Raw genomic sequence first — 14,455 nt, 5'->3', positions numbered from 1 at the left:
GACGACTAACCTGCGGTCGGATCATCATGACACAAGCCTTCGGCCAAACATAACCGAGTCTCGAATGTGGCCTTTATAGTGGCCGACAATTGGGACAATAGTCAGCGGTAGTTGTTCTGAATCTGACGAAGTAGGACAATTGCCGGCTTCACGTCACCATCAGCGACCTTGAATGGCCTTCCTTGCACTCGGTATTAACCACAAGACTGCTTCAGTAGACGTCCGCGAGCGCGTGGCCTTTACCCCTGAGCAGCTGGTGGAGGCCTTGCAGCAGCTCTGCCGACTCACCGACAGCCGCGAAGCTGCGATCCTCTCCACCTGCAATCGCAGTGAGCTTTATATAGAACAGGATCAGGTTTCGGCTGATCTGGTTCTGCGCTGGCTGGCCGATTATCACCATTTAAGCCTCGATGAGCTGCGCGCGAGTGCTTATGTGCATGAAGATGATGCGGCAGTTCGTCACATGATGCGCGTCGCCTCCGGGCTCGACTCGCTGGTGCTGGGCGAACCGCAGATTCTCGGCCAGATGAAATCGGCCTACGCCGTGGCTCGCGAGGCCGGGACCATCGGCCCGCTGCTGGGGCGGCTGTTTCAAGCGACGTTCAATGCCGCCAAGCAAGTGCGTACCGACACCGCCATCGGCGAAAACCCGGTGTCCGTGGCGTTTGCCGCCGTCAGCCTGGCCAAACAGATTTTCAGTGATTTGCAGCGCAGCCAGGCTCTGTTGATCGGCGCCGGCGAGACCATCACGCTGGTCGCCCGCCATTTGCACGAGCTGGGGGTCAAGCGCATCGTGGTCGCCAACCGTACGCTGGAGCGTGCCAGCCTGCTGGCCGAGCAGTTCGGCGCGCACGCGGTGCTGCTCTCGGACATTCCGGCGGAACTGGTGCGCAGCGATATCGTGATCAGTTCGACCGCCAGCCAGTTGCCGATCCTCGGCAAGGGCGCGGTGGAAAGCGCGCTGAAGCAGCGCAAGCACAAACCGATCTTCATGGTCGACATCGCCGTACCCCGCGACATCGAGCCGGAAGTCGGCGAACTCGACGACGTTTACCTGTACAGCGTCGATGATCTGCACGAAGTGGTTGCCGAGAACCTCAAAAGTCGTCAGGGCGCAGCCCAGGCGGCGGAAGAGATGGTCTCGGTCGGCGCCGACGATTTCATGGTGCGTCTGCGTGAGCTGGCGGCGGTCGATGTGCTCAAGGCTTATCGGCAACAAAGCGAACGCCTGCGCGACGAGGAGCTGCAAAAAGCCCTGCGTCTGCTGGCCAACGGCGGCAACGCCGAAGATGTGCTCGGGCAACTGGCCCGCGGCCTGACCAATAAACTGCTGCATGCGCCCAGCGTGCAATTGAAAAAGCTTTCTGCCGAAGGCCGCCTCGATGCGCTGGCCATGGCCCAGGAACTCTTCGCCCTCGAGGGCTCACCGGATAGTTTTTCGGATAAAAAACCGCAATGAAAGCGTCACTGCTCAACAAGCTGGATACCCTCCAGGACCGTTTCGAGGAACTGACCGCGCTGCTCGGCGACGGCGAAGTCATTGCCGATCAGGCCAAATTCCGCGCCTATTCCAAGGAATACGCCGAACTCGAGCCGGTGGTACAAGGCTACAAAAAGCTGCTCGGCGTACAAAGTGATCTTGAAGGCGCCCAGGCGCTGCTCAAGGACAGCGACCCGGACATGCGTGAAATGGCTGTGGAAGAAGTCCGCGAAGCCAAGGAATTGCTGATCAGGCTGGAAGATGATCTGCAGCGCATGTTGCTGCCCAAGGATCCCAATGACGGGCGTAACGTCTTTCTCGAAATTCGCGCCGGTACCGGTGGCGACGAGGCGGCGATCTTCTCCGGCGATCTGTTTCGCATGTACTCGCGTTACGCCGAACGACGTGGCTGGCGCGTGGAGATTCTTTCGGAAAACGAAGGCGAGCACGGTGGCTATAAAGAAGTCATCGCTCGCATTGAAGGCGACAACGTTTACGGCAAGCTGAAATTCGAGTCCGGCGCGCACCGCGTACAGCGTGTACCTGCCACCGAATCCCAAGGCCGTATCCACACCTCGGCCTGCACCGTGGCGGTATTGCCCGAACCGGACGAGCGCGAAGCCATCGAGATCAACCCGGCGGATCTGCGTGTCGACACTTATCGTTCTTCCGGGGCCGGTGGTCAGCACGTCAACACCACCGACTCGGCGATCCGCATCACGCACATACCGACCGGTACCGTCGTCGAGTGTCAGGAAGAACGTTCCCAGCACAAGAACCGTGCCCGGGCGATGGCCTGGCTGTCGGCCAAACTCAACGATCAGCAAACCGCAGCGGCGGCGAATGCGATTGCCAGTGAGCGTAAGTTGCTGGTCGGTTCCGGTGACCGTTCCGAGCGCATTCGCACGTACAACTTTGCCCAGGGCCGGGTCACTGACCATCGCGTCAACCTGACCCTGTACTCCCTTGATGAAATCCTCGCCGGTGGCGTTGAAGCGGTGATCGAGCCTTTGCTGGCCGAATACCAGGCCGACCAACTTGCAGCGATAGGTGAATAAATGACCATCATCGCCAGTCTGTTGCGCGCTGCCGAATTGCCGGACTCGCCCACCGCGCGCCTGGATGCCGAATTGCTCCTGGCAGCGGCACTGGGCAAATCGCGAAGCTTCCTGCACACCTGGCCCGAGCGCATCGTACCCAGCGAAGCGGTGCTGATTTTTACCGAGTACCTGCAACGGCGTCGAAGTGGCGAGCCGGTGGCCTACATCCTTGGTCAGCAGGGGTTCTGGAAGCTCGATCTGGAAGTGGCGCCGCACACTCTGATCCCGCGCCCGGACACCGAGTTGCTGGTCGAGGCCGCACTGGAACTGCTGGCGGCAACGCCGGCGAAAGTCCTCGATCTGGGCACCGGCAGCGGCGCGATTGCGTTGGCCCTGGCCAGCGAGCGTCCGGCGTGGAACGTCACGGCGGTGGATCGCGTGCTGGAAGCCGTGGCCCTTGCCGAACGCAACCGTCAGCGCTTGAACCTGAGCAACGCCACGGTGCTGAGCAGCCACTGGTTCAGCGCCCTCGAAGGCCAACGTTTCAACCTGATCATCAGCAATCCGCCGTACATTGCGGCTGCCGATCCGCATCTGGTCGAGGGCGACGTGCGCTTCGAACCGGCCAGTGCCCTGGTCGCCGGTATCGACGGGCTCGACGATCTGCGCCTGATCGTCGCCCAGGCCCCGGATCATCTGGAAGCCGGCGGCTGGCTGATGCTCGAACACGGCTATGATCAAGCCGAAGCTGTGCGTGATCTGTTGCTCACTCGCGGTTTTGAACAAGTCCACAGCCGCACCGATCTGGGCGGCCATCAACGGATCAGCCTGGGGCGCCTGCCGTGCTGAATGATCAGGAATTGCTGCGCTACAGCCGGCAGATTCTGCTGCAACACATCGATATCGATGGGCAACTGAAGCTGAAAGACAGCCGTGTGCTGATTGTCGGCCTTGGCGGTCTCGGCGCCCCGGTCGCGCTGTATCTGGCGGCGGCCGGTGTCGGTGAGTTGCATCTGGCGGATTTCGACACGGTCGACCTGACCAACCTGCAGCGCCAGATCATTCATGACACCGACAGCGTCGGCATGAGCAAGGTCGACTCGGCGCTCAAGCGCCTGAGCGCGATCAATCCCGAGATTAAGCTGGTGCCTCATCGTCAGGCGCTGGACGAGGATTCCCTGGCCGCCGCCGTGTCGGCGGTGGATCTGGTGCTCGACTGCTCCGATAACTTCTCCACCCGCGAGGCGGTCAACGCCGCGTGTGTGGCAGCGCGCAAACCGCTGGTCAGCGGCGCGGCGATTCGTCTGGAAGGGCAGTTGTCGGTATTCGACCCGCGCCGCCCGGAAAGTCCGTGCTACCACTGCCTGTACGGGCATGGCAGCGAAGCCGAACTGACCTGCAGCGAAGCCGGTGTGGTCGGGCCGCTGGTGGGGCTGGTCGGCAGTCTGCAGGCGCTTGAAGCGTTGAAAGTGCTGGTGGGCTTTGGCGAACCGTTGGTGGGTCGTTTGCTGTTGATCGATGCCTTGGGTTCGCGCTTCCGTGAATTGCGGGTCAAGCGTGATCCGGGTTGCAGCGTCTGTGGTTCGCAGCATGCGTGAGGCGCCGATCGCGGTGTTCGATTCCGGTGTCGGCGGCTTGTCGGTACTGGCTGAAATCCAGCGTTTGCTGCCCCATGAATCACTGCTGTATTTCGCCGATTGCGGGCATATTCCCTACGGCGAGAAAACCCCGGAGTTCATCCGCCAGCGCTGCAATGTGATGGGCGGTTTTTTCCGTGAGCAGGGCGCCAAGGCCCTGGTGATCGCCTGCAACACGGCGACGGTGGCCGCTGTTGCCGATCTGCGCCGTGATTTCCCCGAGTGGCCGATCGTTGGCATGGAGCCAGCGGTCAAACCCGCTGCTGCCGCCACCCGCAGCGGTGTGGTGGGCGTACTCGCCACCACCGGCACGTTGCAGAGTGCCAAGTTCGCCGCGTTGCTCGACCGCTTCGCTGCTGACGTTCGCGTCATCACCCAGCCGTGCCCCGGCCTGGTGGAACTGATTGAAAGCGGTGATCTGCACAGCGCCGAGTTGCGCACGTTGCTGCAGCATTACGTCGACCCGCTGCTGGCCAACGGTTGCGACACGATCATTCTCGGTTGCACTCACTATCCGTTTCTCAAGCCGATGCTCAAGACGATGATTCCCGACAGCATCAGCCTGATTGACACTGGCGCAGCCGTAGCGCGGCAACTGCAACGGTTGCTGGCCGAACGTGATCTGCTCGCCAAGGGGCCGAACCGCCCGGTCAGATTCTGGACCAGTGCCGCCCCCGCGTTCTTCCGCAAGACCCTGCCCCTGTTGGGTCAGGTTGCCGGCGACGTCGAAAAATTCAGCTTGTAAAAAAAATGTGAAATAACTAAAAAAACAGCTGAACTTCTAATCAAGCGCTAGCTTCTATAGCGATGAGTTATCTAGAAAACCAAACGATCGTTCCGGAAAAGGAAGTTTCAAAGTGAAGCGACTATTCTGCTTGGCCGCGATTGCGGCCGCACTGATGGGGCAAAGTATTACCGCGCAAGCTGCAGGTGTTGAATTTGCAGTGGGTGCGACCAGCGATTCGACCATGACTTATCGCCTGGGCATGAATTTCGATTGGGACAAGAGCTGGCTGCAAAGTGATGTCGGTCGCCTGACCGGTTACTGGAGCGGCGCTTACACTTACTGGGAAGGTGACAAGACTTCCAGCAACAACAGCCTGTCGTTCTCCCCGGTATTCGTTTACGAGTTTGCCGGTCAGTCGGTCAAACCGTACGTTGAGGCGGGTATTGGTGTCGCAGCGTTCTCCAACACCAAGTATGAAAGCAACAACATCGGCGGCTCTTTCCAGTTCGAAGACCGTATTGGTTTTGGTCTGCGCTTCAATGGCGGGCATGAAGTGGGGATTCGGGCGACGCACTATTCCAACGCCGGCCTGGCCAGCAGCAACGACGGTGTAGAAAGCTACGCGCTGCATTACACGATGCCGCTGTAAGCGCTATAAATAACCTCTGTAGGAGTGAGCCTGCTCGCGATTGCGGAGTGTCAGCCAACATTTGTTTGACTGGTACTCCGCAATCGCGAGCAGGCTCACTCCTACATTTGTTTCAGTGGTGTTTTTCGGAATCAGCGGTAAGCAGTGGCAATGCCTTTGCGTTCTTCAATGCACTCCGGTGCGCCCATCTCGAATTCGCGACAGATCAGCGGACGTTTCTCATAGATCGTGCACATCATGCTGTCGCGATCCAGCGCCGCGCACCAGCCGTCGTCCAGACGCAGCATCACTTCACCACCCCACTCATCAGTATCGATAAAGCGTTCGGGCACGCCGGTGTCGGTGATTAGCATCACTTCGAGCTGGCAACAGCACGCTGCGCAGGTCGAACAGGTGACCGCTGGCTCGGTGATTTGCTGGTGGGGAATGGTTTTCATGCTGCGCAGTGTAAGGCAGCCACCGGTTGCTGTGTGAAAGGCCTGACAGACGCTCAGTGGCTCAGGCGCCGTGCCATGGCATGCAGCAGCGGAAACAGCAGCGCCCACAGCAGGCCGATGCCGATCAGGGTCGGCACTTCACCGTAAGGAAATTGCACGCCGGCCAGCTGTCCGCCGCCGTAATAGGACACGGCGCCGCCCACTGCACCGAGTCCGCTGGCCAGCCACCACGGGCGGGCGCTCCATTGCAGGCAGTGCCGCAACGTGGTGGCGAGCAAGGCCCAGAGCAGCATCAGCCACAGCGGAATCAGTGGCGACAGGTCCTGGAATTCGAACACGCCGGCAGCGCGCAACAGACTGTCTACGGCTGTACCGACAAGCACCACGCTGAGGATCAAACGGCCTTCCGCCGCCCAACTGCTGATCCAGCCCAGATGAATCACCAACACCGCCAGCGCCAGCAGCAGCCACAGACTGTCGCCGCCGATGACACAGGCCAGCCAGCCGACCTGGAACAGCACGGCATTGGTCAGCCGCTCAAGCATCGAAGCGTCCGAGCAACGGCGCCGGCATCGCGGCCGGTTTGGCCAGCAGCAGTTGCGCGGTGCCGATGGTGCGCTCCAGAAACCCTCCCTCGCAGTAGCACAGGTAAAACTCCCACAGTCGCAGGAAGTAATCGTCGTAACCCAACTCGCTCAAACGGCCATGGGCGCGGCGAAAGTTTTCGTGCCACAGGCGCAGGGTGCGGGCGTAGTGCAGGCCGAAATCTTCCATGTGCAGCAGGTTCATATCGGTCTCGCGGCTGACCACTTCGAGCATCTTCTGCACGCAGGGCAGGGCGCCGCCGGGGAAGATGTAGCGCTGGATGAAGTCGACGCCGCGCTTGGCCTGCTCGTAGCGCTGCTCGCGGATGGTGATCGCCTGCAACAGCATCAGGCCGTTGCTCTTGAGCAGGTGCGCGCATTGCTTGAAATAGGTGGGCAGGAAGCGGTGACCGACCGCTTCGATCATCTCGATCGACACCAGTTTGTCGTATTCGCCGGTGAGGTCGCGGTAGTCCGTGAGCAGCAGCGTCACCCGATCCTGCAACCCCAGTGCTTCAATGCGCCTGGCGGTAAACGCGTACTGCTCTTTCGACAGCGTCGTGGTGGTGACACGGCAGCCGTAGTGCTGCGCGGCGTAGAGCGCCATGCTGCCCCAACCGGTGCCGATCTCCAGCAGATGATCCTCGGGTTTGAGCGCGAGCTTCTGGCAGATCCGTTCCAGCTTGTTCAACTGAGCCTGTTCCAGGCTGTCGTCGGGACTGAGGAACTGCGCCGCCGAATACATCATGGTCGGGTCGAGAAACTGTTCGAACAGATCGTTGCCGAGGTCATAGTGCGCCGCGATGTTTTTCTGCGAACCCTTGCGCGTGTTGCGGTTGAGCCAGTGCAGGCCTTGCACCAGCGGCCGGCTGAGGCGGGCCAGACCGCGCTCCATGGCGTCGAGCACGTCGAGGTTGCTGACGAACACGCGCACGACCGCCGTCAGGTCCGGTGAACTCCAGTAACCGTGGATAAACGCTTCGCCGGCACCAATCGATCCGTTGCCGGCGACCATGCCCCACACCGCTGCATCCTGCACATGGATTTCGCCGAGCAGGTGGCTGCCCGGCGTGCCGAACATCAGGCGTTCGCCATCCTCGACTACCAGCAATTGCCCGTGTTTGAGCTGACTGAGTTGCCGCAAAACGCCGCGACGCAGCAGCGAACCGGTCAAACCGTTGGTGCTGAAGCGACTGACCGACAGGCTAGAGGATTTCATGGCGGTGCTCCTTGGGAGGCACAGTGGCGATCTGAAAGCTGCCGTCGGCAGCCTGATGAGCAAAAATCGGGGCACGCTTGAGCAACAGGCGCACGGCTTGCCAATAAATCGCCAGGCAGGTTTTCGCGGTCATCCACGGAAAACGTCGCAAGTAGCGGTGCAGGCTGTGGCGGTCGAGGGGTTCGCGCTGCAGATTGAGCGTGGCGTCGAACAGCTTGTGCTCACCCTGCCAGTCGGCCATGTGCACACCGAGCTTTTGCGCAGCCGGGCTGAAGCTCATGCGGTACTCGAGGTCACGCGGCAAAAACGGCGAGACATGAAAGGCCTTGGCCACGGCGAAGTGTTGGTGAAAGTCTCGTAAGTCGGTCGGCGTCCGGGCCGGCAGCACGTAGTGATAACGTTCGCGCCACGGCGTGTTGGTGACTTCGCAGAGAATCGCCGCCAGTTGTCCGTCGGCCTCGTGGCAATAAAAGAAACTCACCGGATTGAACGCCAGACCCCAACTGCGCGGTTGGGTCAGCAGGCAGATCGAACCCTGCGGTTGATGGCCGATGGCGACGCCGACTTGCTGGCGCACCGCATCGATCAGGCGCATGCCGCTGCCGGTGAAGGTTTTCAGGTAGTCGGTTTCGCGAAACGAAAACGGTGCAAAGCGGCTGCGACTGGCAAACGGTGACAGGCCGAACACGGCGTCCTGTTCCGCCAGGTCGAGGTACAACAGACCGATCCGGTAACGGAATTCGTGGCGTCTGGGCGAAAAGCGCCGATGGCCAATCCAGCCGCTGTACAGGGCGCTGTTCATAAGCTTTCCCCGAACGCGGCGGCCACGCGCAACGCGCTGACCACGCCGTCCTCATGAAAGCCGTTGGCCCAGTAGGCGCCGCAATAATGGGTGTGCTGCTGACCGTCGAGTTCGGCCCAGCGGTTTTGCGCCGCCACAGCCGCGAGGCTGAATTGCGGGTGGGCGTAGGTGTATTTGGCGAGCACCTTGAACGGGCTGATCCCGGCGCTCTGATTGAGGCTGACGCAGAACGTGGTGTCGCTCTGAATGCCCTGCAGGATGTTCATGTCGTAAGTGACGGCCGCGTGGGTATGGCCGGCGCCGCTCAAGCGATAGTTCCAGCTGGCCCACGCCAGTTTGCGGGTCGGCAGCAGACGGGTATCGGTATGCAGCACAACTTCGTTATCGGCATAGGGCAGGGCGCCGAGGATCGAGCGTTCCGCCTGGCTTGGCGTGCCAAGCAATTGCAGGGCCTGGTCGCTGTGGCAGGCAAGCACGACTTTGTCGAAACGCTCGATGCCGGCCGGGCTGTGGATAACCACGCCGTGTTCATCGCGATCGATGCGCGTCACCGGGCAACTGAGGCGGATCTTGTCCTGGAACGCTGCGGTCAGTGGCGCGACATAGGCACTGGAGCCGCCCTCGATCACCTGCCATTGCGGGCGATCACTGACTGACAGCAGGCCATGATTCTTGAAGAAGCGCACAAAGAATTGCAGCGGGAAATTGAGCATCTCGGCCATCGGCATCGACCAGATCGCCGAGCCCATCGGCACGATGTAATGCAGGATGAAACGTTCGCCATAACCGCCAGCCTTGAGGTAATCGTCGAGCGTGGTATCGGCGGCAATGCGCTGTTCGGCGAGGTCGCGCTGGGCTTCTTTATTGAAGCGCAGAATGTCGCGCAACATGCCCCAGAACCCCGGGGACAGCAGGTTGCTGCGCTGGGCGAAGAGGCTGTTGAGGTTGTTGCCGTTGTATTCCAGGCCGGAGTCCGGGTCGGTGACCGAGAAGCTCATTTGCGTCGGTTTGAACGACACGCCGAGCTGGCCGAGCAATCGAATGAAGTTCGGATAGGTCCAGTCGTTGAACACGATGAACCCAGTGTCCACCGCATATTCGCGGCCATCGACGGTCACTTGCACGGTGTGCGTGTGACCGCCGACCCAGTCGCTGGCCTCGAACACCGTGATGTCGTGTCGGCGATTGAGCAGGTGGGCGCAGGTCAGGCCGGCGATTCCGCTGCCGACAATGGCGATCTTCATATCGGGTCTCGCAGCGGTGGGTTGCTGCGCACCATGCGCTTGCCGATTGCCAGTTGCAGGCGCGCCGGCAGCTTCGACAATGGCCACAGCGCCGCCATGAACAGTGCCGGAAAGGCGATCTCCAGCGGACGATCCTTGAGTTTGGCGAAAATATGCCGCGCCGCTTTATCCACAGGCCAGCTCAACGGCATCGGGAAGTCATTCTTGGCGGTCAGCGGGGTTTCGACAAAACCCGGGCTGATGATGGTGACATCGATGCCCTCGACGGCCAGATCGATCCGCAGCGATTCGAACAGATAGCGCAGCCCGGCCTTCGACGCGCCATAGGCTTCGGCCCGAGGCAGCGGCAGGTAGGTGACTGAGCTGGCCATGCCGATCAGATGCGGCGCGGTGCCTTTGCGCAGCAACGGCAGGGCCGCTTCGATGCAGTAACTGCTGGCGAGCAGGTTGGTGCGCACCACATGTTCGATGATCGAGGCATCGAACTGTCGCGCATCGACGTACTCGCAGGTGCCGGCATTGAGAATCACGCTGTCGAGCGAGCCCCAGGCCCGTTCGATCTGCTGGCCGATTTCGCGCACGGTCTGACTGTTGGTCAGGTCGCCGGCCACCACCAGCACTTGCCCCGGGTAGCGTTGCGACAGCACTTTGAGCGGTGCCACCTGACGCGAGCTTACAGCCAGATGCGCGCCGCTTTTCAGAATCTCTTCAGCCAGCGCTGCGCCGATGCCACTGCTGGCACCGGTCAGCCAATAACGCCGTGGAGGTGTACGACTCATCCCATTCTCCTTTTCAACCAGGCGATCACCCGGCCCAATACGGGTAAATGTTCATACAGCATGGCCCCGGCATCGAAATAATCCCGGTGGCGATAAACCTTGTCGCGCCACAGCAGGTGCGAACACCCGGCGACGCGAATCAATTGACCACCGGCCAGACGCGGGTGGCGGTAACTCATGACCCAGCGCAGGTAACCTTCACCGTCTGCGATCTGGTCGAAGCCGTGGAAATCGAAGCGCAGTTCGCTGACGTTGGCGTACAGCTCGCTGAAGTAATGTCGCAGTTGCACCAGCCCCTGCACTTCATGCAGCGGGTCGGTGAAGTGAATGTCATCGCTGTACAGCTCGCCCAGACGTTGCAAGTTGTCTTTGTTCAACTCGGCGAACTGGCGGGCGAAGCGGCGCAGGAATTCACTCATGAACTTCCTCCATAGACGAGCGCGACGGCAGGTTCTTGAACGCCGCCAGCGCGCGTTCGCGCGAAGCCCCGAGATTGACGATCGGCGCCGGATAATCCGCCACGCCGAACAGTCCGCCGGCGCTGGCCGGGTTGTGTACTTCCTTCTTGTTCAGGCCGGCCAGTTCAGGCAGCCAGTGCTTGATGAACAGGCCTTCGCTGTCGAATTTTTCCGATTGGCTCAGCGGATTGAAGATGCGGAAGTACGGCGCCGAATCGGTGCCGGTCGAAGAACTCCATTGCCAGCCACCGTTGTTCGCCGCCAGATCGCCGTCGATCAGGTGGCGCATGAAAAAGCGCTCGCCTTCACGCCAGTCGATCAGCAGATTCTTGGTCAGGAACATCGCCACAATCATCCGCAAGCGGTTATGCATCCAGCCGGTTTCCAGCAGTTGGCGCATGGCCGCATCGATGATCGGCAAACCGGTGCGCGCCTCTTGCCAGGCCGCCAGATCGTCCGGCGCATCACGCCAGGCCAGGGCTTCGGTTTCCGGGCGAAATGCGCGGTGGCGCGAAACCCGTGGGTAGCCGACCAGAATGTGTTTGTAGAACTCGCGCCACAGCAGCTCGTTGATCCAGGTCACCGCGCCGACCTTGCCGCTGTCGAACTCGCCCTGATTGCTTTGCAAGGCCGCATGCAGGCATTGGCGCGGCGAAATCACCCCGGCGGCGAGGTACGCGGAAAGTTGACTGGTGCCGGGTTTGGCCGGGAAGTCGCGTTCGCTCTGGTAGTAGTCGATCTGCGCGTCGGCGAAGGTGTCGAGACGGCGCCGGGCTTCCTGTTCGCCGGCCGGCCACAGTGTGCGCAAAGACTCGCTCGGCGTTGCAAAACCGGCGACGGATGCCGGCACCGGATCGCTGTCAATGTTCAGCTTTGCCTGTTTGCCGGGCGTCTTGACCAGCGCCGGCATCGAGCGGTGCAGGCGTTCATAGCAGACCTTGCGGAACTGGCTGAACACCTGAAAGTAGGTTTCGGTTTTGGTCAGTACCGTGCCGGGCTTGAACAGCAGTTGGTCAAGGTAGCTGTGGAAAGCGATGCCTTTGGTCTTCAGGGCCACCGCCACCGCGGCGTCGCGCTGGCTTTCGTGGATGCCATATTCTTCGTTGACGTGCACAGCTTGAATATTCAATTGCACACAAAGTTCGAGCAGCACCGCCGGGGCCTGATCCCAATGATTGGCGGTGCGCAGCAGCAACGGGATGTTCAGCTCGCCGAGGCGACTGCTCAGCTCACGCAGGTTGCGCAGCCAGAAGTCGACCTTGCACGCGGCGTCGTCATGTTCCAGCCATTGCTGCGGGCTCAACAGATACACGGCAACCGTCGGGCCGCGCGCTGCGGCGGCCGCGAGGGCGGTGTTGTCATGTAGGCGCAGGTCGCTGCGCAGCCAGATCAATTGCATCGCGGTTTCCATCAAATCAGCCCACGCTGAACCAGTTCCTGATGTGCCGAGAGCGGGTCTTCGGCCAGGATCAGATCAGCGATCTCAGGGGTTCTTACGGACAACTCGGTCTGGTGGATGCATACCGTTGGTCCGACGAGCATTTTTGCAGTGCCGATGCCATTCAGCAGTTTTGGCAGCTGCGCCAGATTCATCGCCTTGCTGGAATACAGCAGCACTCCCCGCGCTTGCAGATGATCGACCGCCAGCGCCAGTTCTCCGGCCGGTAGCGGCCAGTCGAACACTTGCACCGGGCAGTCGGCGCTGCTGATCAGCCACGCGCATAGCCACAGGTGAGGTTCCAGTGCCAGGTCCGAGTGATTGATCAGCAGCAACGGCGCAGCGTGTAATTGCCGATTGTTATGGTAGATGCGCGCGCCGAATTTGCTGCGTAACCAGGAATAAAAGAACACCCGTTCCATCTGTGCGCCGAACTGGCCTTGCCAGCGCTGCTCGAGTTCGGCCAGCAGCGGCAGGAGTAATTGCTCGCACAGGGTGCGTGGCGGGTACAGGGCCATGGCCTGGTTGATGCTATCGTCGAGGTTGCGCTCATTGAGCTGGATGACGGCGCCGAGCAAGGACTGGCGCTGCCGTTGCCAGTCGTTTTCCACCGTCTCGGTAAAGGCTTGCGGAGCATCGAGCAACGGTTTGACCTGACTGACAGCCACGCCTCGATTAAGCCAGGTCAGGATGGTCAGGATTCGTTGCACATGTTCGCTGGAATACAGGCGATGGCCCTTGGGCGTGCGCTGCGGCACGATCAACCCGTAACGGCGCTCCCAGGCGCGCAGGGTGATGGCGTTGACCCCGGTCTGCCGCGCCACTTCGCGGATCGGCAGCCAGCCCTCGTCGAGGGCTTTCTTGAAGTCGGCGCCGAGGTCTTCCTGGGCGCTGGTGTCGAGTTTATCGTTCATCAAATGGCGTTTCGCAGGCTGAGGTTTTCCGGATGCGGCTGCAAGTAAACCTGCCGCGCAATGTACGGATCCGGGTGTTGGCGAAAGTGGTGTTTGAGCAGAGTCAACGGCACCACCAGCGGCACGATGCCGTGGCGGTACTGGCCGATGACATGCTGCATTTCCTGTTTGTCTTCCGGGCTGATCGCCTGTTTCAGGTAGCCGCTGATGTGTTGCAGCACGTTGCTGTGGGTGCGGCGGGTAGCGCATTTCTTCAACGCGCTCATCAACTCGCTGAAATAGCGCGGGCCGAGTTCAACCGGATCGGTCTTGGCCATGTTGCCCAGCAGTTTGCCCAAGGCTTTGTATTGCTCAGGGTTGTGTGCCATCAGCAGGTATTTGTAGCGTGAGTGGAATTCGGTCAGTGCGCGGCGGCTCAAGCCTTGTTCGAGCACCTGCTGCCAGGCGCTGTAGGCGAGCACGCGGGTGATGAAGTTTTCCCGCAACACCGGATCGTTCAGGCGTCCGGCTTCTTCCACCGGCAGGTCAGGGTGCTGCGCACAGAACGCCTGAGCGTAGATGCCACGGCCGCCGCCGTTCACCGGCGCGCCGTTGGCGTGATAGACCTTGACCCGTTCCAGACCGCACGAAGGCGACTGCTGCATGAAGATATAGCCGCAGATGTCATTGAGCTCGCCGGCCATTTTCTGCCCGTAGGCTGCCAGTGGTTCGGTGACATTGATTTGCGGATTGACCGTACCGATAGCTTCAGGAGCATCGGGATCGCCAACCAGGCGGATCGGTTCGCGCGGGATGCCCAGGCCAATCGCGACTTCCGGACATACCGGCAGGAATTCGAAATACTCGGCAAGGGTGCGGCTGCACAACCGCGATTCCTTGTGCCCGCCGTTGTAGCGCACTTCGGCGCCCATCAGGCAGGCGCTGATGGCGATTTTTGGCCGGGAAGCAGAAAGATCGGACATGCACACCTCGAATCTATTCCTGTACAGATATTTATCTCTGTACAACTTTTCCTCAGCATAGATTCATGCGTGTACAAGTCAACTC

The 14,455-nt window shown here is 60.8% G+C and carries 16 protein-coding genes; 6 read left to right on the top strand and 10 right to left on the bottom strand.

Annotated elements, in window-relative coordinates; translation table 11 throughout:
* Positions 1-172 precede the first annotated feature (172 nt).
* The 6 genes from hemA (at position 173) to AC3WMV_RS24905 (ending at position 5,533) form a co-directional block, all read left to right on the top strand.
* Positions 173-1,459, top strand: a complete 1,287-nt coding sequence (gene hemA, locus AC3WMV_RS24930; protein ID WP_027612235.1) for a glutamyl-tRNA reductase — start codon at positions 173-175, stop codon at positions 1,457-1,459.
* The gene (gene prfA / locus AC3WMV_RS24925; RefSeq protein WP_027612234.1) at positions 1,456-2,538 is read left to right on the top strand and encodes a peptide chain release factor 1; all 1,083 of its coding nucleotides are present in this window, start codon (positions 1,456-1,458) and stop codon (positions 2,536-2,538) included. Before hemA ends, prfA begins: the two co-directional genes overlap by 4 nt.
* Positions 2,539-3,369: a peptide chain release factor N(5)-glutamine methyltransferase gene (gene prmC, locus AC3WMV_RS24920; protein ID WP_103368554.1), complete on the top strand. Its 831-nt coding sequence runs from the start codon at positions 2,539-2,541 to the stop codon at positions 3,367-3,369.
* Positions 3,363-4,118 (top strand): molybdopterin-synthase adenylyltransferase MoeB, encoded by a 756-nt coding sequence (locus AC3WMV_RS24915; protein ID WP_027612232.1) that lies wholly within the window; start codon positions 3,363-3,365, stop codon positions 4,116-4,118. Before prmC ends, AC3WMV_RS24915 begins: the two co-directional genes overlap by 7 nt.
* A complete protein-coding gene (murI, locus tag AC3WMV_RS24910; protein ID WP_103368553.1) occupies positions 4,111-4,902 on the top strand; it encodes a glutamate racemase in 792 nt (263 codons plus the stop codon). Before AC3WMV_RS24915 ends, murI begins: the two co-directional genes overlap by 8 nt.
* A gap of 112 nt (positions 4,903-5,014) precedes the next feature.
* Positions 5,015-5,533: an acyloxyacyl hydrolase gene (locus AC3WMV_RS24905; protein ID WP_027612230.1), complete on the top strand. Its 519-nt coding sequence runs from the start codon at positions 5,015-5,017 to the stop codon at positions 5,531-5,533.
* Between the two features lie 131 nt (positions 5,534-5,664).
* On the opposite strand, the gene AC3WMV_RS24900 is transcribed toward AC3WMV_RS24905, so the two are convergent.
* Genes AC3WMV_RS24900 through AC3WMV_RS24855 form a run of 10 tightly spaced genes read right to left on the bottom strand, consistent with a single transcriptional unit; the run spans position 5,665 to position 14,370 of the window.
* A complete protein-coding gene (locus AC3WMV_RS24900; RefSeq protein ID WP_007967664.1) occupies positions 5,665-5,970 on the bottom strand; it encodes a YkgJ family cysteine cluster protein in 306 nt (101 codons plus the stop codon).
* A gap of 53 nt (positions 5,971-6,023) precedes the next feature.
* The gene (locus AC3WMV_RS24895) at positions 6,024-6,515 is read right to left on the bottom strand and encodes a DUF2878 domain-containing protein (RefSeq protein WP_103368552.1); all 492 of its coding nucleotides are present in this window, start codon (positions 6,513-6,515) and stop codon (positions 6,024-6,026) included.
* Complete coding sequence (locus AC3WMV_RS24890) at positions 6,508-7,773, bottom strand: SAM-dependent methyltransferase (RefSeq protein ID WP_096797281.1); 1,266 nt, start codon at positions 7,771-7,773, stop codon at positions 6,508-6,510. Before AC3WMV_RS24890 ends, AC3WMV_RS24895 begins: the two co-directional genes overlap by 8 nt.
* On the bottom strand, positions 7,760-8,575 hold the full coding sequence (locus tag AC3WMV_RS24885) for a DUF1365 domain-containing protein (protein ID WP_103368551.1): 816 nt from the start codon (positions 8,573-8,575) through the stop codon (positions 7,760-7,762). Before AC3WMV_RS24885 ends, AC3WMV_RS24890 begins: the two co-directional genes overlap by 14 nt.
* Complete coding sequence (locus tag AC3WMV_RS24880) at positions 8,572-9,819, bottom strand: NAD(P)/FAD-dependent oxidoreductase (protein ID WP_103368550.1); 1,248 nt, start codon at positions 9,817-9,819, stop codon at positions 8,572-8,574. Before AC3WMV_RS24880 ends, AC3WMV_RS24885 begins: the two co-directional genes overlap by 4 nt.
* A complete protein-coding gene (locus AC3WMV_RS24875) occupies positions 9,816-10,598 on the bottom strand; it encodes an SDR family NAD(P)-dependent oxidoreductase (RefSeq protein WP_103368549.1) in 783 nt (260 codons plus the stop codon). The genes AC3WMV_RS24880 and AC3WMV_RS24875 overlap by 4 nt, the downstream gene beginning before the upstream one ends.
* Positions 10,595-11,017 (bottom strand): nuclear transport factor 2 family protein, encoded by a 423-nt coding sequence (locus tag AC3WMV_RS24870; RefSeq protein ID WP_027612224.1) that lies wholly within the window; start codon positions 11,015-11,017, stop codon positions 10,595-10,597. The genes AC3WMV_RS24875 and AC3WMV_RS24870 overlap by 4 nt, the downstream gene beginning before the upstream one ends.
* Entirely contained in the window at positions 11,010-12,455 is a 1,446-nt protein-coding gene (gene phrB, locus AC3WMV_RS24865; protein ID WP_027612223.1) for a deoxyribodipyrimidine photo-lyase, read from the bottom strand. The genes AC3WMV_RS24870 and phrB overlap by 8 nt, the downstream gene beginning before the upstream one ends.
* Before the next feature lie 11 nt (positions 12,456-12,466).
* The gene (locus AC3WMV_RS24860) at positions 12,467-13,408 is read right to left on the bottom strand and encodes a MerR family transcriptional regulator (protein WP_096797277.1); all 942 of its coding nucleotides are present in this window, start codon (positions 13,406-13,408) and stop codon (positions 12,467-12,469) included.
* Positions 13,408-14,370, bottom strand: coding sequence for a YbgA family protein (locus AC3WMV_RS24855; protein WP_103368548.1), 963 nt, complete (start codon positions 14,368-14,370; stop codon positions 13,408-13,410). Before AC3WMV_RS24855 ends, AC3WMV_RS24860 begins: the two co-directional genes overlap by 1 nt.
* Between the last annotated feature and the right edge of the window lie 85 nt (positions 14,371-14,455).

Source organism: Pseudomonas sp. FW305-3-2-15-E-TSA4, assembly GCF_058787295.1.
The sequence above is the reverse complement of the archived record's forward strand: the minus strand, read 5'-3'. Positions and strand labels throughout refer to the sequence as shown.

Excerpts from the sequence above, each read along its gene's own strand:
- prmC (WP_103368554.1), top strand. The coding sequence starts at position 2,539 with ATGACCATCATCGCCAGTCTGTTGCGCGCTGCCGAATTGCCGGACTCG.
- hemA (WP_027612235.1), top strand. The coding sequence starts at position 173 with ATGGCCTTCCTTGCACTCGGTATTAACCACAAGACTGCTTCAGTAGAC.
- AC3WMV_RS24890 (WP_096797281.1), bottom strand. The coding sequence starts at position 7,773 with ATGAAATCCTCTAGCCTGTCGGTCAGTCGCTTCAGCACCAACGGTTTG.
- AC3WMV_RS24870 (WP_027612224.1), bottom strand. The coding sequence starts at position 11,017 with ATGAGTGAATTCCTGCGCCGCTTCGCCCGCCAGTTCGCCGAGTTGAAC.
- AC3WMV_RS24900 (WP_007967664.1), bottom strand. The coding sequence starts at position 5,970 with ATGAAAACCATTCCCCACCAGCAAATCACCGAGCCAGCGGTCACCTGT.
- AC3WMV_RS24895 (WP_103368552.1), bottom strand. The coding sequence starts at position 6,515 with ATGCTTGAGCGGCTGACCAATGCCGTGCTGTTCCAGGTCGGCTGGCTG.
- AC3WMV_RS24855 (WP_103368548.1), bottom strand. The coding sequence starts at position 14,370 with ATGTCCGATCTTTCTGCTTCCCGGCCAAAAATCGCCATCAGCGCCTGC.
- AC3WMV_RS24860 (WP_096797277.1), bottom strand. The coding sequence starts at position 13,408 with ATGAACGATAAACTCGACACCAGCGCCCAGGAAGACCTCGGCGCCGAC.
- AC3WMV_RS24875 (WP_103368549.1), bottom strand. The coding sequence starts at position 10,598 with ATGAGTCGTACACCTCCACGGCGTTATTGGCTGACCGGTGCCAGCAGT.
- prfA (WP_027612234.1), top strand. The coding sequence starts at position 1,456 with ATGAAAGCGTCACTGCTCAACAAGCTGGATACCCTCCAGGACCGTTTC.
- AC3WMV_RS24880 (WP_103368550.1), bottom strand. The coding sequence starts at position 9,819 with ATGAAGATCGCCATTGTCGGCAGCGGAATCGCCGGCCTGACCTGCGCC.
- murI (WP_103368553.1), top strand. The coding sequence starts at position 4,111 with ATGCGTGAGGCGCCGATCGCGGTGTTCGATTCCGGTGTCGGCGGCTTG.
- phrB (WP_027612223.1), bottom strand. The coding sequence starts at position 12,455 with ATGCAATTGATCTGGCTGCGCAGCGACCTGCGCCTACATGACAACACC.
- AC3WMV_RS24885 (WP_103368551.1), bottom strand. The coding sequence starts at position 8,575 with ATGAACAGCGCCCTGTACAGCGGCTGGATTGGCCATCGGCGCTTTTCG.